General features: G+C 68.1%; 20 protein-coding genes and 1 rRNA gene (1 of these 21 only partly in view). 7 read left to right on the top strand and 14 right to left on the bottom strand.

Annotated features, from left to right (window positions below):
• Positions 1–187 (bottom strand): 16S ribosomal RNA (locus ACFU7D_RS05045) (it extends 1,522 nt beyond the left edge of the window).
• Between the two features lie 950 nt (positions 188–1,137).
• Entirely contained in the window at positions 1,138–1,506 is a 369-nt protein-coding gene (locus ACFU7D_RS05050; RefSeq protein WP_378728037.1) for a VOC family protein, read from the bottom strand.
• Positions 1,507–1,553: 47 nt separating this feature from the next.
• Between ACFU7D_RS05050 and ACFU7D_RS05055 the strand changes: the two genes are divergently transcribed.
• Positions 1,554–2,123 (top strand): TetR-like C-terminal domain-containing protein, encoded by a 570-nt coding sequence (locus tag ACFU7D_RS05055; RefSeq protein WP_378864135.1) that lies wholly within the window; start codon positions 1,554–1,556, stop codon positions 2,121–2,123.
• Between the two features lie 13 nt (positions 2,124–2,136).
• Here ACFU7D_RS05055 and ACFU7D_RS05060 read toward each other — a convergent pair whose 3' ends face one another.
• Together ACFU7D_RS05060 and ACFU7D_RS05065 are read right to left on the bottom strand one after the other, a co-directional pair.
• Complete coding sequence (locus ACFU7D_RS05060) at positions 2,137–2,532, bottom strand: TIGR03618 family F420-dependent PPOX class oxidoreductase (RefSeq protein ID WP_378728039.1); 396 nt, start codon at positions 2,530–2,532, stop codon at positions 2,137–2,139.
• A 21-nt stretch (positions 2,533–2,553) separates the two neighbouring features.
• The gene (locus ACFU7D_RS05065) at positions 2,554–3,144 is read right to left on the bottom strand and encodes a dihydrofolate reductase family protein (RefSeq protein WP_378864139.1); all 591 of its coding nucleotides are present in this window, start codon (positions 3,142–3,144) and stop codon (positions 2,554–2,556) included.
• A gap of 91 nt (positions 3,145–3,235) precedes the next feature.
• On the opposite strand from ACFU7D_RS05065, the gene ACFU7D_RS05070 reads away from it, so the two are divergent.
• On the top strand, positions 3,236–3,688 hold the full coding sequence (locus ACFU7D_RS05070; RefSeq protein WP_378864142.1) for a winged helix-turn-helix transcriptional regulator: 453 nt from the start codon (positions 3,236–3,238) through the stop codon (positions 3,686–3,688).
• A 1-nt stretch (position 3,689) separates the two neighbouring features.
• On the opposite strand, the gene ACFU7D_RS05075 is transcribed toward ACFU7D_RS05070, so the two are convergent.
• The gene (locus tag ACFU7D_RS05075) at positions 3,690–4,178 is read right to left on the bottom strand and encodes a GNAT family N-acetyltransferase (RefSeq protein ID WP_378864145.1); all 489 of its coding nucleotides are present in this window, start codon (positions 4,176–4,178) and stop codon (positions 3,690–3,692) included.
• A gap of 117 nt (positions 4,179–4,295) precedes the next feature.
• Between ACFU7D_RS05075 and ACFU7D_RS05080 the strand changes: the two genes are divergently transcribed.
• Together ACFU7D_RS05080 and ACFU7D_RS05085 are read left to right on the top strand one after the other, a co-directional pair.
• Entirely contained in the window at positions 4,296–5,879 is a 1,584-nt protein-coding gene (locus ACFU7D_RS05080) for a flavin monoamine oxidase family protein (protein ID WP_378864148.1), read from the top strand.
• Positions 5,879–6,535 carry a Rid family hydrolase gene (locus ACFU7D_RS05085; RefSeq protein WP_378864151.1) on the top strand — a complete coding sequence of 219 codons (657 nt, stop codon included), beginning with the start codon at positions 5,879–5,881 and terminating at the stop codon, positions 6,533–6,535. Before ACFU7D_RS05080 ends, ACFU7D_RS05085 begins: the two co-directional genes overlap by 1 nt.
• Positions 6,536–6,605: 70 nt before the next feature.
• On the opposite strand, the gene ACFU7D_RS05090 is transcribed toward ACFU7D_RS05085, so the two are convergent.
• Both ACFU7D_RS05090 and ACFU7D_RS05095 read right to left on the bottom strand, forming a co-directional pair.
• Complete coding sequence (locus ACFU7D_RS05090; protein ID WP_378728044.1) at positions 6,606–6,824, bottom strand: hypothetical protein; 219 nt, start codon at positions 6,822–6,824, stop codon at positions 6,606–6,608.
• An 87-nt stretch (positions 6,825–6,911) separates the two neighbouring features.
• A complete protein-coding gene (locus ACFU7D_RS05095; protein WP_378864154.1) occupies positions 6,912–8,324 on the bottom strand; it encodes a flavin-containing monooxygenase in 1,413 nt (470 codons plus the stop codon).
• 134 nt (positions 8,325–8,458) lie between these two features.
• Here ACFU7D_RS05095 and ACFU7D_RS05100 point away from each other — a divergent pair, with 134 nt between their 5' ends.
• Together ACFU7D_RS05100 and bfr are read left to right on the top strand one after the other, a co-directional pair.
• Positions 8,459–8,662, top strand: coding sequence for a bacterioferritin-associated ferredoxin (locus ACFU7D_RS05100; protein ID WP_091044234.1), 204 nt, complete (start codon positions 8,459–8,461; stop codon positions 8,660–8,662).
• 84 nt (positions 8,663–8,746) lie between these two features.
• A complete protein-coding gene (bfr, locus tag ACFU7D_RS05105; RefSeq protein WP_378728050.1) occupies positions 8,747–9,235 on the top strand; it encodes a bacterioferritin in 489 nt (162 codons plus the stop codon).
• A 25-nt stretch (positions 9,236–9,260) separates the two neighbouring features.
• Here bfr and ACFU7D_RS05110 read toward each other — a convergent pair whose 3' ends face one another.
• The 4 genes from ACFU7D_RS05110 to ACFU7D_RS05125 all read right to left on the bottom strand — a co-directional run bounded on the left by ACFU7D_RS05110 (position 9,261) and on the right by ACFU7D_RS05125 (position 13,075).
• Positions 9,261–9,647, bottom strand: coding sequence for a VOC family protein (locus ACFU7D_RS05110; protein WP_378864159.1), 387 nt, complete (start codon positions 9,645–9,647; stop codon positions 9,261–9,263).
• A gap of 10 nt (positions 9,648–9,657) precedes the next feature.
• Positions 9,658–10,248 carry a hypothetical protein gene (locus ACFU7D_RS05115; protein ID WP_378864162.1) on the bottom strand — a complete coding sequence of 197 codons (591 nt, stop codon included), beginning with the start codon at positions 10,246–10,248 and terminating at the stop codon, positions 9,658–9,660.
• A 121-nt stretch (positions 10,249–10,369) separates the two neighbouring features.
• Positions 10,370–11,887, bottom strand: coding sequence for a glycerol kinase GlpK (gene glpK / locus ACFU7D_RS05120; protein ID WP_378864165.1), 1,518 nt, complete (start codon positions 11,885–11,887; stop codon positions 10,370–10,372).
• A gap of 96 nt (positions 11,888–11,983) precedes the next feature.
• Positions 11,984–13,075: a TDT family transporter gene (locus tag ACFU7D_RS05125; protein WP_378864169.1), complete on the bottom strand. Its 1,092-nt coding sequence runs from the start codon at positions 13,073–13,075 to the stop codon at positions 11,984–11,986.
• Positions 13,076–13,151: 76 nt separating this feature from the next.
• Here ACFU7D_RS05125 and ACFU7D_RS05130 point away from each other — a divergent pair, with 76 nt between their 5' ends.
• On the top strand, positions 13,152–14,039 hold the full coding sequence (locus ACFU7D_RS05130; RefSeq protein WP_378864278.1) for a LysR substrate-binding domain-containing protein: 888 nt from the start codon (positions 13,152–13,154) through the stop codon (positions 14,037–14,039).
• Here the strand turns inward: ACFU7D_RS05130 and ACFU7D_RS05135 are convergent.
• The 3 genes from ACFU7D_RS05135 to ACFU7D_RS05145 are packed head-to-tail and all read right to left on the bottom strand — an operon-like array spanning position 14,019 to position 17,072.
• A complete protein-coding gene (locus tag ACFU7D_RS05135) occupies positions 14,019–14,645 on the bottom strand; it encodes an RBBP9/YdeN family alpha/beta hydrolase (protein WP_378864172.1) in 627 nt (208 codons plus the stop codon). The genes ACFU7D_RS05130 and ACFU7D_RS05135 overlap by 21 nt on opposite strands.
• Positions 14,646–14,696: 51 nt before the next feature.
• Positions 14,697–16,010, bottom strand: coding sequence for an MFS transporter (locus tag ACFU7D_RS05140; protein ID WP_378864177.1), 1,314 nt, complete (start codon positions 16,008–16,010; stop codon positions 14,697–14,699).
• 9 nt (positions 16,011–16,019) lie between these two features.
• Entirely contained in the window at positions 16,020–17,072 is a 1,053-nt protein-coding gene (locus ACFU7D_RS05145; protein ID WP_378864180.1) for a 3-keto-5-aminohexanoate cleavage protein, read from the bottom strand.
• Positions 17,073–17,098: the final 26 nt, after the last annotated feature.

Here is a 17,098-nt window from a genome sequence, read left to right on the forward strand (position 1 = left end):
TGCAATCGGTTGTCGTATCCGGTATTAATCACCGTTTCCGGTGGCTATCCCAGAGCCTGGGGCAGATTACTCACGTGTTACTCACCCGTTCGCCGCTTGAGTACCCCGAAGGGCCTTTCCGCTCGACTTGCATGTGTTAAGCACGCCGCCAGCGTTCGTCCTGAGCCAGGATCAAACTCTCCGTTGAAAAACAACACCAAACACCCGAAGATGCCTGGAAAAAGAGATGCCCTGACAGGAGACACTGACATGTTCCCAGTCCCGAAAGACTGGATAATTGCCAGAATCAATTGTCAAAGAAACCATCAACCATCATCCCCTTGGGATATGGTCGACGGGGCATAACAAACTAATTCGTCGACTATGACACACTGTTGAGTTCTCAAGAATCACACGCACACCGGTAGATTTCAGACTCTCATCTTCGCCAGTCCGGTGACTGCTTTATTCGCTTTATGTTCTGCTTTGTTCTTCGTGCTGAACCTTAGCAGGCTTTCTTTCGCTTTCGCAATTCGGCGTTTCCGCTTCCTTGTCCAACTCCAGAACCCTAGTTTCCGGTCCCGCCTCGCAGACTTTATCAGAGCCACTCTCGCTTCTCCAACTCGGCGCTTTCGCGCTTTTCTGCTGGATTAGCAGTTGTATCTCTGCTTCGTCTTACCCGACTTTAGCGGAGTGTTTCTCGCTTTCGCAATTCGGCGCGTTCCGCGCTTTCCCGCTGAAAGTTTGAAGCCTTATCCGCCTCAGTCCTGGAGGACTTTAGTGGCTTTCGCTCTAATCACCAATTCGGGAAACCCGCAGTGTTTATCGCTTTAAACCGGGCCCACTCATGGCCGTGCTGATCTGGTTGAACCAGACCCTGAGGTTCTTTTGTCGATTCGAAGATCAACATCTAGAACACCCTGGCTCGAGCGATGCTCGAAGAGTGGAGGTGGCCGCTCCGGGGCCGGAAGCCCGCCCGAAGACTCGCGCTTGCTTCCCGCCGCACCCTGGCGACTCGGAGAACACTACACACACCCTGACGCCGTTTCAAATCGCCAGGGCAACTTTTTTCGTGCGATGTTCTGGGCTCCACTCTAGACCCCCGGGACAAGGCCCGGGGGCCGTTGAGTCACACGGCCCGACCCTCGTGCACCTTGGTTAGGCAGGCGTGAAGAGCTCGACCGGGTTGCCGGCCGGGTCCTCGATCACGGCCTGGGCGCCGCCTCGGCCATCGATGCGGCTGGTCCGTACCCGCGCACCGGCTTCGCTCAGGCGCCGGAGCTCCTGGTCGACGTCGGGCACCTCGAGCTGGATGCGGCCCCAGCCACCGGGGCTCGGGACCTTGCCGTCGTCGGCAGCCTGCCCGGCACCACCGGCACCCGGGCAGTTCAGCATCAGCCGCAGACCGCGGCCCTCGAGCATCGCGAAACCGCCTGCTCTCGGGCCGACGTCCTCGAACCCGAGCTCGCGGTAGAAGGCGACGGCGGCAGGGATGTCGTCGACGATGTAGCGGAATCCGGGAATCATCTGTCTCTCCTTTCTGCAACAGTACTGTTGCATAGTACGCTCCGTGCATGACTTCTCGTCAAGGGCGGACAGACCCCCGAGTGGTGCGCAGTCGGGAAAGAGTGCTCGAAGCGGCGCTCGCGGAGCTCGCCGAGCGGGGATACGGCGGATTCAGCATCGATGGCGTGGCGACGCGCGCCGGGGTTGCCCGAAGCACCATCTATCGGCTCGGCCACGACCGGCTCAGTCTGGTCGCCGCGGCGATCGAGACGCTCAACGTGCAACCGCGACCGGAGGCCGGCGCACAGGACCCGCGAGCCGATGTGGTCGCGATCGTCACCCACCTCGCCTCCGCCATGCAGTCGTCCCTGATGTCCGACTGTCTTCCGGCCGTGCTCGACGGCGCCGAGCGCGACGCCGGCTTGAGGGACCTGCATCACCGCTACAGCACGGAGCGGCGTACGCGGCTGGTTCATGCCCTCGTCCGGATGCAGGAGTCGGGGCAGGATGTCGGGGATCCGGAGCGCGCGGCGGAAGCCTTGGCGGGTGCGGTGTTCTATCGGCGGCTGATGACACCGGAGCCGCTGCGTACGGACGAGGTCGAGGGGTTGGTGGCGACGGTTCTCGGGGAGCCGTGAGCCTGCGGCCCGATCAGCCGACGCCGAGGTGCTGGTGGTCGAGGTCGATCAGGGCGACGGCGCGGTCGCCGAACGCGTCGACGTCTCGGGGGTAGGGCGCGCCGGTATATCGGGTAGCGATCTCGTCGATGATCTCCCAGCGGCGCTCGTCCTCGATCCAGTCGACGACGCGGCCGCGGAGGATCACCGGCATGAAGTCGTTGTCCTGGGGTGCCAGGGAGAGCGCGATGCGTGGGTCGGTGTGGAGGTTGCGGTACTTACGGCCTCGGTTGCCGGTCAGGAAGACGACATGGTCGCCATGGGTGCCGATCCAGACCGGGGAGGTGCGCGGGGCGCCGTCGGGTCCGATGGTGGCGACGTGAGCCAGGTTGGTGCCATCGAGAAAGACGCGTACGTCGGGGTCGATCATCGTTTTCCTCCTGGTGGGTGGTCAGCGGATGACGCGGTAGTGGAGGTGGGTGACGCCGGGGGCGGGGACGACCTCGACGATCTCGAGCGAGATGTGCTCGGGGAGCTCGTCGAAGAAGCGGCGGCCGGCGCCGAGGAGGATCGGGACCTGGTGGAGGACGATCTCGTCGACGAGTCCGGCCCTCAGCGCTGCGGTCACGACGCCGCCGCCCATAAGGCCGACATCCTTGCCGCCGGCCTGCTCCTTCGCGACGGCGATCGCGTCCTCGACGGTCGGGGCGAAAGTCTGGCGGTCGTGGATCTCCGGGGCGGGGCGATGGGAGAGGACAACCAGCGACGCGGTCGGGTGCGGCGCGCCGCCCGTGCCCCAGCCGGAGTCGTCGTAGGTGTTGCGGCCGGCGAGGCTGACGCCGTCGCGGGCAGCCAGCGCGTCGAAGACACGGGCGCTCTGCTCGGAGAGCTTGAAGCCGTCGAAGACCTGGCTGGGGGTGTCGCCGTCGAAGTACCAATCGAAGAGGATGCCGCCGTCACCCAGACCGCGACCGGGGCCCGGGCCCCTTCCGGTGATGAATCCGTCGACGGAGACCGAGAGTGCTGCGAGGACCTTGCTCATGATCGCTCCCGTGGTCAGAGTTTCCTGAAGAGACTCAATGACCGTAGCACCCTGAGTTCCTTCAGGGAACCCCGACTGGTAGATTCTGGGCATGCAACGTACGAACTTCGGCGACATGGCCTGCTCGATCGCGCGCACGCTCGACGTGATCGGGGAGCCGTGGTCGCCGCTCGTGCTGCGCGACATCTGGGTCGGCATGAACCGGTTCGACCAGATCCAGGCCGATCTCGGGATCTCCCGGAAGGTGCTCACCGAGCGGCTCGCGCATCTGGTCGAGCACGGGGTGCTGGAGAAACAGGCCTACGACAACCGGCCGCGCTATGAGTATGTGCTGACCGAGAAGGGGCGCGAGCTCGTCGACATCCTGATGGTGATGGTCGGCTGGGGTGACAAGTGGCTCGCCGGCGAGGCCGGTCCGCCGGTGCTCTACCGGCACCACGCCTGCGGGGAGATCGGTCACGTCGATCTGCGCTGCTCCCACTGTGGCGAGCCGATGCACGCCGACGACATCGACGTGCTGCCCGGACCCGGGGCGGCGGAGTAGCTCAGCCGCCGGCGCCCAGCGCCTCGAGGGCGGCGCCGTCGATGCGGTGGACCTCCCACTCGTCCTGCGGGACCGAGCCGAGGGAGCGGTAGAAGGCGATCGACGGCTCGTTCCACGTCAGCACCCACCACTCGAGGCGGCGCCAGTCGTTCTCGACGCAGATCTCGGCGAGACGTACGAGAAGGGCCTTGCCTGCGCCGGCGCCACGGTGGGCGGGGTCGACGAAGAGGTCCTCGAGCCAGATGCCGTTACGGCCGGTCCAGGTGGAGAAGGTGACGTACCAGACCGCGATGCCGATGACGGTGCCATCGCTCTCGGCGATCAGGCAGCGCGTGGTCGGGGTGCCGGACTCGGGGAAGAGCGCGGTGGAGAAGTCGGTCTCCGTCGCCTCGACCGCGTCGGGCTCCTTCTCGTAGACGGCCAGAGCGTGGACGAGGCGGAGGATCTCGGGTACGTCGGCGGGAGCTGCATCGCGGATGGTGACGGTCACGGCCCTAAGGCTACTGACGAGTTGGAGAACAAGCGTTCTAGCGAGACGCAAACGCAATCACGCTGCAACAACGGCTTCCTACGTTTCGGGGCGTCCCCAACAGAACGGATCCCCCACATGACTCAGACTCAGTCACGTCGGAACTTCCTGCGCAACGTCGGCCTCGCCGGCGGCGCGGGAGTCATGCTGCACAGCATGGGTGCTCTCGGGCTCACCTCGGCTCACGCCGCGGAGACCCCTGGCTTCACTCCTCCCAAGCCCTCCGATCTCGCCCGGGCCGGCAGCAAGTCGGTCGTGATCCTCGGCGGCGGCATCGCCGGGCTCACCGCTGCGTACGAGCTGCTCAAGGGTGGCTACAAGGTCACCGTGCTCGAGGGACGCGAGCGGCCGGGTGGCCGCAACTTCACCGTGCGCGGCGGGACCCGGGTGACTGATCTGAACGGGGTCACCCAGGTCGCCGGGTTCTCCAAGGGGCAGTACATGAACGCCGGCCCCGGCCGGCTGCCGCAGAGCCACATCACGCTGGACTACTGCAAGGAGCTGGGCGTCCCGATCGAGGCGTTCACCAACCAGAACGCCAACGCGCTGCTCTACTACCCCGGCGACCACGGCATCGGCGCGGTGCAGATGCGTCAGGCGAAGGCGGACACGTACGGCTATGTCTCCGAGCTGCTCGCGAAGGCGACCGACAAGGGTGCCCTCGACGAGGAGCTGACCGCCGAGGACAAGGATGCGCTGATCTCGTTCCTGAGGAGCTTCGGCGACCTCGGCTCCAAGGCGGAGGGGTACGCCTACACCGGCTCCAGCCGCGCGGGCTACGCGGTCGAGCCGGGCGCCGGACAGGAGTCCGGCACCGAGGTGGCACCGAACGCGATGAGCGCGGTCCTCGCCGCCGGCCTGGGCCAGTACTTCTCCTTCGAGTTCGGCTACGACCAGGCGATGATGATGTATCAGCCGGTGGGCGGCATGGACGCGATCCCGTACGCCTTCGCCAAGGCCGTCGGGGCGCGGAACATCCGCTACGGGGCCGAGGTCGTGGAGTGGAAGAACACCTCGACCGGCGTCTCCGTGGCGTACAAGGCACGCGGGAAGACCGAGACCATCAAGGCCGACTTCGCGATCAACTGCATGCCGCCGCACATCGCGGCCAAGGTCCCGCACAACCTCGGCGCCGACGTCACCGCGAGCCTGAAGTCCTTCGGGCCCTCGAACGCAGGCAAGATCGGGATCGAGTACGACCGGCGCTGGTGGGAGGAGGACTTCCGCATCTACGGCGGGATCACCAACACCCGCCTCGACCTGCGCAACATGTGGCACCCGTCGTACGGGTTCAACGGGGACAGGGGCACGATGATCGGCTACTACAACACCGGGAGCGCGGCCGACACCTACGGCGTGCTCACCCCGGCCCAGCGGCTCTCGCGGGCGGTGGACCAGGGCAAGCAGATCTTCGGCGACGTCTACGGCGAGGGCATCACCGCCTCCTACAGCCAGGACTGGAAGACGCAGAAGTTCTCCGAGGGAGCCTGGGCCTACTCGACGACCGCCGACACCGATCCGCTCTACACCCGGCTGCTGGACGCCACCGGCAACACGTACTTCGCGGGCGATCACCTCAGTCACTCCGTGGCCTGGCAGCACGGCGCGATCACGGCTGCCCGGGCGGCCGTCGAGAAGCTGCACGCGCGGGTGACGGCATGATGTCGCCGCGTACGAAGGTGGTGGCCGTGGTCGGGTTGACCGCGGCTCTGGTCGCGCCGACGGCGGCGGTGGCCGGAAGCAAGTGGTCCCCGTTCCCGCCACGTGGTGGGGAGACGATCTCGGTGCTGCCTGCGGGACAGGACAACCCGTCGATCGCCAACGGCGTCGCGATCGGGCCGGAGGCCGCGATCTACAAGTCCAGCGGGCTCGGTCCGTCCCGGCTCAACACCGGGGCGAGCGGGGAGGCGGCCTACATCGACACCGCGGTGTTCCCGGGTGGTGAGCTACCGCCGGGCGTGACCATCACCGAGGCTCAGGGCATCAACGTGCTGCGCCGGATCGGGGAGAACCTCGAGGCGGCCGGGCTCTCCTACGACGACGTGATCACGATGCGGGTCTTCCTGCAGAACCCCGCGGGCGAGGCGAAGATGGACTTCGCGGGCTGGAACCGGGCCTACCGGCAGTTCTTCGCGAACACGTCCGTCTCGACGGGCGAGGCGGTGCCGGTGCCCCTGGGCTCTGCTGCGCCAGCGGCTCCGATGGTCGTCAACCCCGCCCGCCCGTCGCGGTTCGCGCTCGAGATCGAGAACCTGCCCGTGGACGGCTGGCTGGTCGAGGTGGAGGTCGACGCGGCCTATCCGACGAAGAAGAAATAGGTCCGTCGGAACGAGAACGCCTCCCCGAGCAGTGCTCGGGGAGGCGTTCTCCTGTCAGCTCTGAAGATTCTCAGAGCTTGGAAAGCTTGGGGAAGGGGCTGGCGATACGCACCAGCCGGGGACCGAAGTCGACAGTGACTGCGGCCGTTTCTTTGTTGACGACCCGACCCAGGCCGAAGGAGTCGTGGGAAACCATGTCCCCAGACTCGAACTGCTCAATGACCGGCTCGGGATCTGCCTTGAAAGGACTCGCGGCGAAGTGTCGCCGCCGGGGGGTTGAGGTAGTCATCCCTTCGAGTATGTGGCCTACCACACGGATAAGGGAAGGAACAGATCGGGCACAAAGCCCCTTCAGGACCCCATCGAGGGTGAACGCTCAGGCGGACGCGTAGTCGGCTTTCTCGTAGCTGGCGCTGCGTCGATAGCGCGCCGAGATGCTGGGCCAGTTGGTGGTGATCCGGCCGTTCTTCTCCCGATACCAGGAGCTGCACTTGCTCCAGACGCTGTCGGCGAGCTGGTCCTGGATCCGGGCGTCGTAGGCCTCCTCGACATCGGCCCGGATCTCGAGCGGCCCCGCCTCAGCGATGTGATCGGCGTAGCGGCCCAGATAGCGGGCCTGGGTCTCCAGGAAGTAGATGATCGATCCGCCGCCGGTGTTGGTGTTGGGGCCGTACATGATCAGCAGGTTGGGGAAACCGGGGACGGTCATGCCGTGGTAGGCGTGGGCACCATCCTTCCAGTGGGTGTGCAGGTCGCGGCCCTGGGTGCCGGCGATCGTCATCGGGACGAGGAAGTCGGTGGCCTTGAAGCCGGTGCCCCAGATGATGACGTCGACCTCGTGGTGCTGCCCGTCGGCGGTCGTGACGCCGGTCGAGGTGATCTCGGTGATGTCGTCGGTGATCAGGTCCACGTTGGGCTGGGCGAGGGCCGGCAGGTAGTCGTCAGCGAAGAGGACACGCTTGCAGCCGAACGCGTAGTCGGGCCACACCTTCTCGAAGAGCCCGGGCTTCGCCGCGGTCTGAGCCCGCATGTGCCGCTTGGACCAGGTGCGCATCACCGCGGCGAGCGGCTTGATGTGGAAGGTCGTGGTCAGCCACTCGGCCTGGGTCCAGATCTTCGCGCGGTTGAGGAGCTGCGGGATCGGGTGGGCGGGGTCGGTGCGCTCGAAGTCCTTGCGCGGAACGATGTAGGGCGCCGTGCGCTGGAAGAGGAGCACCTTCGCCGCGTCCTTCCGCACCTCGGGCACGAACTGGATCGCGCTCGCCCCGGTGCCGATCACCGCGACCCGCTTGCCGGTGAGGCTGAGGTCGTGGTTCCACTCGGCGGAGTGGAACACCTCGCCCCGGAAGGTGTCGGCGCCGGGGATGTTCGGGATCGATGGCCGGGAGAGCTGGCCGACGGCGGGTACGAACAGGTCGACCGTCTCGGTCTCCCCCGTGCTGAGCTCGAGCTGCCAGGTCTTCGCCTCGTCGTCCCAGCGGGCCGCGGTCACCTCGGTGTGGAACCGGATGTGGCGGCGTACGTCGTACTTGTCGACGACCTGGTGGATGTAGTCGAGGATCGCGGGCTGGCGGGAGAACTTGTGGGGCCAGTGCGGGTTGGGCTCGAAGGAGTAGGAGTAGAGGCTGGACGGTACGTCGCAGGCGGCGCCCGGGTAGGTGTTCTCGCGCCACACACCGCCGACGTCTCCGGCCTTCTCGAACACGACGATGTCGTCGTGGCCGCGCTTCTTGAGCTCGATCGTGGCGGCCAGGCCGCCGAAGCCGGTGCCGATGACTGCGATGCGCAAGGGATCCTCCGAGGGCCGGGAGCAACAGTGTGACCTGGACCATACCGGGAGAATGTGAATCTCCGCGACCGGACCGAAGGTAAGAAGTGGGACGCCCGCTCGTCTTCCTGATTAGGGTCGGCTAACCTAATCCCATGATCGTCTGCCAGTGCCGAGTCGTCACGGACCGTGACGTCGACGTCGCGCTGGCCGACGGCGCCCGCACGGTCAGTGCGATCTGCCGCTCCACGGGCGCCGCCCAGGACTGCGGCTCGTGCATCTTCTCGGTGAAGAAGATCGTCACCCGGCACCTCGAGCACGAGTGCTCGCAGCTGGCTGCCGACGGCGCCGCGAGCTGACGCAACCGGTCACAAACTGAGTCTGTCCTCACTCCCGGGGTGCCGTGCGAGTATCGGGACAGATCCCGTTACCGGAGGTGCGTCATGCAGCCAGTCGATCCACGCGTCGTCGAGCTCCTCAACGAGGCGCTCACGTTCGAGCTCACCGTCACCAACACGTACTTTCTGCATGCTCGAATGCTCGACAACTGGGGCCTGCCCAAGCTCGGCAAGGTCTTCTACGACCTCTCCATCGACGAGATGCGCGACGCCGACGACCTGATCAACCGGATCCTGATGTTCGACGGCCACCCCAACGTCCAGCGGCTCAACGCCATCGAGGTGGGTGAGACCGCCGAGGAGATGCTCTCCCTCGCCCTGGCGAGCGAGCGCGCCGCGGTCACCCAGTTCAACGCCGGCGGCGCGGAGTGCCACCGGCTCGGCGACCACGGCACCGCTGCCGTCTTCGAGGAGATGGTCCGCGACGAGGAGAAGCACGCCGACTGGTTCGAGTCCCAGCTCGACGCGATCGATCGCGTCGGCCTCCAGGCGTACCTGGCTCAGCACGTGGGTGCGGGCGAGGGACCCGGCTGAGCGACCGGGCCCCGTCCGCCCTCTGTCAGGCAGGCGCCATGTCGTCGATGCAGAGGATGTTGTCCTCGCTGTCCTTGAACCAGGCGGCGTGCCCGGCCTCGCCCATCCCGGCGACGTCGCCGTCCCAGGTCATCCCGGGCATGTCGTAGTGCTCGAAGCTGACGCCCTTGGCGCCCAGGGCGTCGACCTCCTTGCGGACGTCGGCCACGTGGAACTGGGCGATCGTGTGGCCGGCCTTGCCCGCCTGGTCGGTCTCGTAGAGGTGGAAGGACGTCCCTCCGGACGTCGTGTAGACCAGCCCGCCGGGGTTCTCGTCGGCCGGCTCGAGGCCGAGCTTGTCGGCGTAGAAACGACGCGCCCTCCCGAGGTCGGCGGCCGGGATGTTGGCCATCACCCTGCTTTCGGTGAGCATCGCAGCCTCCTCAGGCGCTCTCGAACCACGGGTGGTGGAGGTCGTAGAAGGTCGCGCCCTGCATCGCGTAGTCGAGCTCCCGGCGTACGTCGGCCGGGGGCTCGAGCTGCTCGCCCTTGCGCGCCGCGTCCTCGCTGGTGAACGCGACGGTCTCGACGAAGCTGCCGTCCGCCTCGATCGCGAGGGTGCCACCGAGGATCTCCGGGCGCATCTCGTGCAGTTGCGTGGTGTCGGCCATCATCGCCTTGAGCCGGCTCGGGTCGTCGACACGGCCACGGATGATCTGCACGAACCCGGCGTCGTCGGAGCCGCCGTCGAAGAGCAGCGTGACGTCGTCGCAGTCGTGGAACTCCATCGGCCCGTCCATGACCTCGGCCATCTTCGCCGCCCACTCGCCCTGCTCGGGGCGGTCGGAGTTGGCCATCGCCATCTCCCGGGACTCGAAGCGGACCACCCCGATGAGCTGGCCGTCGTCGGTGAATCCGTAGGTGCCGCCGAGCCACCCGGTCGCACTCGGCGCGAGGTCACGGCGCCACTCGTCGAGCAACTGGTGGGCCTCGTCCTGCCGGGTACAGGGCCCCTGGATCATCTGGATGAACATGCTGCCTCCTCGGTCGTCGGTATGCCAACGGGCCGGTCGAGGCAGTCGCCGGGCCCCGGCCGGGCCCTCTTCGCAACGTACGTCCGCAGGGTCGGCGCGCACATACCCCAAAAGGGCGTTTTCAGTCGACGTCGACCCAGTTCAGGGTGCGGTCGACGGCCTTCCGCCAGCCGGCGTATCCGGTCTCGCGCTGCTCCTCGCTCCAGGCCGGCTGCCAGCGCTTGGACTCGTTCCAGTTCTGGCGGAGCTCGTCGGTGTCCTGCCAGAAGCCGACGGCGAGCCCGGCCGCGTAGGCGGCTCCGAGCGCGGTGGTCTCGGCGACGACAGGGCGGCTGACCTCGACACCGAGGACGTCGGCCTGGATCTGCATGCACAGCTCGTTGGCGGTGATGCCGCCGTCGACCTTGAGGACCTCGAGGCGTACGCCGGAGTCCTTCTCCATCGCTTCGGCGACGTCACGGCTCTGGTAGCAGATCGCCTCCAGGGCCGCGCGGGCGATGTGGCCGCTGTTGTTGAACCGGGACAGGCCGACGATCACGCCGCGGGCGTCCGAGCGCCAGTAGGGGGCGAAGAGACCGGAGAAGGCCGGGACGAAGTAGACCCCACCGTTGTCCTCGACCTCCTTGGCGAGGGCCTCGACCTGCGTGGCGTTGCTGATCAACCGCAGCTGGTCACGCAGCCACTGCACCGCAGAGCCGGTGACGGCGATCGAGCCCTCCAGTGCGTACGCCGGTGGCTGGTCGCCGAACTGGTAGCAGACCGTGGTGAGGAGGCCGTTCCGGGAGCGGACGAGCTCCGGGCCGGTGTTGAGCAGCAGGAAGTTGCCGGTGCCGTAGGTGTTCTTGGCCTCGCCCGCGTCCAGGCAGACCTGCCCGACCATGGCGGCCTGCTGGTCGCCGAGGATGCCGGTGATCGGGATCTCGCCGCCGAGCGGGCCGTTCTTCACCGTGGTGCCATAGGCGCTCGGGTCGGAGGAGGGCCGGATCTCGGGGAGCATCTGGCGCGGGATGTCGAAGAAGCCGAGGAGCTCCTCGTCCCAGTCGAGGGTCTCGAGGTTCATCAGCATGGTGCGGCTGGCGTTGGTGACGTCGGTGACGTGTACGCCCCCGGTGGGCCCACCGGTCAGGTTCCAGACGATCCAGCTGTCGGTGGTGCCGAAGATGGCGTCGCCGCTCTCCGCGGCCTCGCGGACACCGTCGACGTTCTCCAGGATCCACTGGATCTTGCCTCCGGCGAAGTAGGTCGCCGGCGGGAGCCCGGCCTTGCGGCGGATGATGTCGCCGCGCTCGTCCTTGTCGAGGCTGGAGGCGATCCGGTCGGTGCGGGTGTCCTGCCAGACGATCGCGTTGTAGTAGGGCCGTCCGGTCCTCTTGTTCCACACCACGGTGGTCTCGCGCTGGTTGGTCACGCCGAGCGCGGCGATGTCCTCGTCCGTCAGGCCCTTGCTGCCGAGCGCGATCTGGATCACCGCCCTGGTGCGCTCCCAGATCTCCACCGGGTTGTGCTCGACCCAGCCGGCCTGCGGCAGGATCTGCTGGTGCTCCAGTTGGTGGCGGGCCACCTCCTTACCGCTGTGGTCGAAGATCATGCAGCGAGTGCTCGTGGTGCCTTGGTCGATGGCAGCGACGTAGTCGGGCATGTCGGTCCTCTCTGGTGTGCGGGCTCCCTTGCCTACCGATCGTTCCTACCTCGTACAGGGCTCGGAAGACCAGCACTGTCGCCGCGCCGCTCGACCTCAGTGCTGCATTTCCATCTGGCTCTGACGACCTTGCGGTAGCGGGACTGCCGTGACTGGCTGATCGGCGAACAGCCGCAGCGTCGCGTACGCAGCAGCGAACCACCCCACCAGCAACCCGAGCGTCGCGAGCCCGGCAGCGATCTCGAAGAGCGCCAGGCCCGTCGCCGCGGCGAGGGCGCTGCTGCCCGTGGCGACGGTCCCGACCGGGAACGTGAACGACCACCAGGTCGGTGCCACCGGCAGCCCGTCGCGGACCTGGCGCACCGTCAGCGCGAGCGCGAGGGCGGTCCACAGGACGGTGAAGCCCCACACCGGCACGCCGTAGCAGACCGCGAGCATGCCGAGCGCGTGGCCGTACTCGGGCACCACGCTCGGCGCGAGCACACCGAGGTGGTGGACCGCCGTGGTCGACTGCCCCAGGAAGCCGAGCACGATCCACACGGTGGGCAGGGTCGCCGGGGCGAGGGCACCGTGGCGGACGAGCCGCTGCCAGAGCTGGTTGAGCACGAGCAGTCCGGCGATGACGGTCAGGCCGAAGAAGGCGTAGCAGACGATCAGGAGGGTCTCGCGGGGCTGCCCGGCCGGGAGGTGCGGAACCAGCGCGGCGCCGGTCGTCGCCGAGACCATCGGGGGTACGACCGGCATCAGCCAGCCACCGGTCGCGCTGTCGTCGGCGACCCCGTGACGCGTGATCGCCCGGTACGGCACCGCGATCGCGGTCCACAGGCCGAGGAGGGTGCCCGCCGCCCACAGCGCTGCGGCCAGCGCGACCGCCGTGTCGGCACCGAGCACGTCCTGGCCGACACCGACCGCGCCGGCACCGACGGTCATGAGCGCCATCGCCGGAGCCCCGTAGAAGTGGGACATCACCGGGTCGTCGTAGTGGCGGCGCAGCAGCGAGCGCTCTTGGCGGATGCCGAGCAGCATCGCCGTGACCGTGGCCGCCAGGAGGGCGGTTGCCGCCACCCAGAACGCCAGCGCGAGCGGCATCGCTCCCGGAACCCGGAAGGGAAGACCGGGCAGGACGACGGCGACGATGCCGGTGCCCATCGTGGCTGCGTACCAGTTCGGACCGTAGGGGAGCCTCATGTCTCCATGCTCGGCGCGGCCGCGGAGCACCGGTAGCACCCAGATGACTGTGGGGTCACAGGGATATCCTGTGACCATGCTGCCCGACATCCCGTCCCTCCGCCTGCTCGCCGACGTCGCCCGGTTCGGCAGCATCGGCGCCGCCGGCCGCGCGGCGGGGATGTCCCAGCAATCCGCCTCGGAGCGGCTGCGCACGATGGAGACCCAGGTCGGACTGGTGCTCGTGCAACGGGCACATCGGGGATCGGCGCTGACCCAGGCGGGGAAGCTGTTGGTCGAGTGGAGCGCTGACCTGCTCGAACGCGCCGACGAGATCGAGAACGCGCTGCAGACGCTGCGCCGCGGGCGCTCCGACGAGCTGCACGTGCACGCGTCGATGACGACCGCGGAGCACCTGCTCCCCCGCTGGCTCGTCCGGCTGCGGCAGCAGCGACGGGTCGCGGTGAGCCTTCGGGCCGCGAACTCCGAGGACGTCGTCACCGCGGTGCGTCAGGGGGAAGCGGACCTGGGCTTCGTCGAGGGCCCGGTCGACACCGCGGGACTCGCCACCGCGAAGGTCGGCGTCGACGACCTCGTCCTGGTCGCGGCGCCCGACGACCGCTGGGCACGTCGCCGCGCGGGGATCAGCCCGCGCGAGCTCGCGACACGTCCGCTGACGTGCCGCGAGCTCGGGTCCGGCACTCGCGCGGTCGTGGAGTCCGCGCTGGCGGCCAGGGGCGAGCGGCTGGCGGACCCCGAGGTGGAGTTCGCGACGAACGCCGCGATCCTCGCCGCCGTACGCGCCGGCGGGTCACCGGCGTTCGTGTCGAGCCGGGCGTCCCAGGCCGACGTCGACCTGGGCACCCTCGTCGCGGTTCCGGTGGCGGAGCTGGACCTGTCCCGAGAGTTCCGAGCCGTGTGGGTGGGCGGTGGGCGCCCGCCCGCGGGCCCGGTGCGTGACCTGCTAGCGATCGCCGGCGCCTGAGCGGCGGGCGGCTCGGTCCACAAGATCGGCCACGAGCTCCTCGACCCGAGGCCACGGGCCGAAGCCGGAGGCCGGGTTGAGATGGCCGACATCGCCGAGGTCGACCAGGCGCGAACCCCAGGTCTCGGCCATCCCGGCGACCCGGCGATAGCCAGCCAGCGGGTCGTTGCGGCTGGCCGCCACCGTGGTGGGGAACGGCAGTCGTCTGCGCGGCAGCGGCGTCCAGCCGTGGGCCCGCAGCTCCCGTCCCGTCGGATAGCCGTCGGGCAGCGGCACCTCGAAGTCGGGCGGTGTCGCCAGCAGGGCGGCCCGCACCCGGGAGGTGCTGGGTGAGCGGTCGGCCCAGTGCACCAGGAGAGGTACGCCGGCGCTGTGGGCGACCAGGACCACCGGTCGACCCTCGGCCCGATCGGCCGCTTGCCCCACCATCTCCTCGAGGGCGGCGACCCGCGCCTCGAGGTCGAGTCTGGCGTGCTTCCCGGGCTCGAGCGGCGGCAGGATGCGAGCGTCGGTGAGCGTGGCGGCGTAGTGCGTCTGCCAGTGCTCGGCGACGTGGTCGCGAAGGCCGGGCACGATCACCACGACGGGTACGTCTCGGTCGGTCACGGCGAGCTCCGTATCTTTCGAAGGGTCTGTCGAATGGGTCTGTCAAGGAAGTCAGCTGTCGGACGACAGCCGGGCGAGCTTGCGCGCACCCGCCGGGTGCAGCCGCCAGCCGAGCACGAGGGCGAGGACCGCGACGATGTACGCCAGCGGCGCGATCTGCAGCGCTGCCAGGAGACCGATCCGGTCGGCGAGGACGCCGACCACGAAGGGCCCCAGCGCCAGCCCGAGCAGGCTGTTGGCAAGGGTCAGCGTGCCCATCGCCGAAGCCCGCACCGAGGTGTGGGTCAGGTTCGCGACCATCGCCGCGATCGGACCCGAGGATCCCGCCGCGAAGAAGGCGCCGATACCGATGAGCGAGGTCGAGAGCGGCCCGGACCCGAGGTGGAAGCCGATCGGCAGGCACACCAGCGAGAGCAGGCAGAAGACGATCGAGGCGACCCACTTCAGACGTACGTCACGCCGACCGACCCGGTCCGTGACCACACCGCACACGACCATGCCGGAGCCGACCAGCAGCACCACGACGGCCGCGAGCGCCGCCGCCCTGTCCGTGGCAAGGCCGTGATAGCGGTTGAAGAAGCTCGGCATCCAGGCGAGCAGCACACCGGCGGTGAACATCTGCAGCCCACCGCCGACGTAGGCGCAGAGCACGGCGGGGTTGGTGTAAAGGCTCGACAACGGTGCCCGGAAGCCCGCGGCCGGGGAGGCGACCGCGGTGTCGTCGGCCGCCACCGCTGCCCCGTGCTCGGCCAGCCGGCGCTCGTTGACGACGGCCCGGAAGGCCACCACCAGCACCAGCCCGAAGACCGCCATCGCCACGAACGACCAGCGCCAGCTCGTGTGCGCGGCGATGTAGCCGCCGAGGACGACACCGACGACCGATCCGAACGACCCACCGGCCATGAACGCGCCGCTGAGGGTGGCATGCAGCCGGCGCGCGAAGATGCTGAGCACCACCGCGATGCCGACGCTGCCGTACGCCGCCTCGCCGACGCCCACCAGGAAGCGGGCGGCGAGCATCTGGTGGTAGTTCATGGCGACCGCGCACAGGCCGGTCGCCACACTCCACAGCACGGCCATCGCGACCAGGCTGCGGACCCGTCCCCACCTGTCGGCGACGATCGAGATGGGGAGGGTCAGCAGCCCGACCATCAGCGCGACGATGCTGCTCAACGACGCCAGATGGGAGTCGGAGAGCGCCCACTCGGACTTGAGCACGGGGAAGACCGCACTGAGGACCTGGCGAGACATGTAGTCCGAGAGCAGCAGCCCGAAGGCGAGGGCGAAGACGAGCCACGGGTAGGCGCTCGACCGGGACCGTTCCGAGACCTGGACCGGGGCGCTCACAGCATTCTGCGTCGTCATCGCAGGTCCCTAGGCGTGCTGGGTGAAGCCGACCTGGCCGGGCCGGCGGTTCGGGGCGTAGCCCAGCTTGGCCAGGGTCTCGTCGGTGTCGGCGTACGTCTCGCCGATCCGGTAGATGTCATGGGCATCCTTGGCGTCGGCCACCTCGCGGCCGAGCTCGCCGGCGATCCGGACCAGCTGCTCGATCTGCTGGACCGAGGTGAACTTCTCGCCCTTGCTGCCCCAGATGGTGTCCTCGTTGCCGCACCGGGTGTGCAGACCCATCGCGATCGCCATCGCGTTGACCGGGAGGACGCTGCGCATCAGGGTCTCCAGGGTCAGGCAGGCGCCGTCGGGGACCCGCTGGATGAAGTTCATGATGTTGTACGGGTTGGGGCCGTCGAAGCCACCGCCGATGCCGACCCAGGTCAGGTTGAGCGGGCCGGTGTAGACGCCGCGGCGGATCAGCCGCTCGACGGTCTCCAGCTGCGGGATGCTGGAGAGCTGGAAGTGCGGCTGGATGCCGCTGGCCTGCAGCCGGCGCAGGTGCTCCTCGACCCAGGCGGGGCCGGCGGGCACGGTCATCTCGCGGTACGCCTCGGCGAGCTCGGGACGCTCCATCGAGGTGCCGGCGATGTCGTCGGCGGTCATCAGCTCCATGATGTTCATCTGGCTGGTGTTGATCGCGATGGTCACCTGGTCGGGCTTCGGGTCGAGCTCGGCGAGCATGTGCCGGGTGTCGTCGGAGAGCCACTTGGCATCCGCGCCCTCGCCCTCGGGGGCGAACGAGATCGAGCCGCCGACCTGCAGGATCATCTCCGGAACCGCTTCACGCAGCCCGGCCAGCAGCTCGTTGAACTTGGAGAGCCGCTTGGAGCCCTTGCCGTCGAGCTCGCGGACGTGGATGTGCAGGACCGTGGCACCGGCGTCGAAGCAGTCCACCGCCTGCTGGATGTGCTCCTCCATGGTCAGCGGCAGGTCCTCGCGGAAGTCGTCCGGCTCCCACTCAGGGCCGTATGGGGCGGCGGTGATGACCAGCTTGTCCTGGAGCTCGGGGAACAGGGCGTCGTCGTGGAAGTGCATGTCGGTCTCTCTTTCCGGGGTTCGGC

It is taken from the genome of Nocardioides sp. NPDC057577 (assembly GCF_042801335.1).
In the GTDB taxonomy this organism is placed as follows: Bacteria; Actinomycetota; Actinomycetes; order Propionibacteriales; family Nocardioidaceae; genus Nocardioides.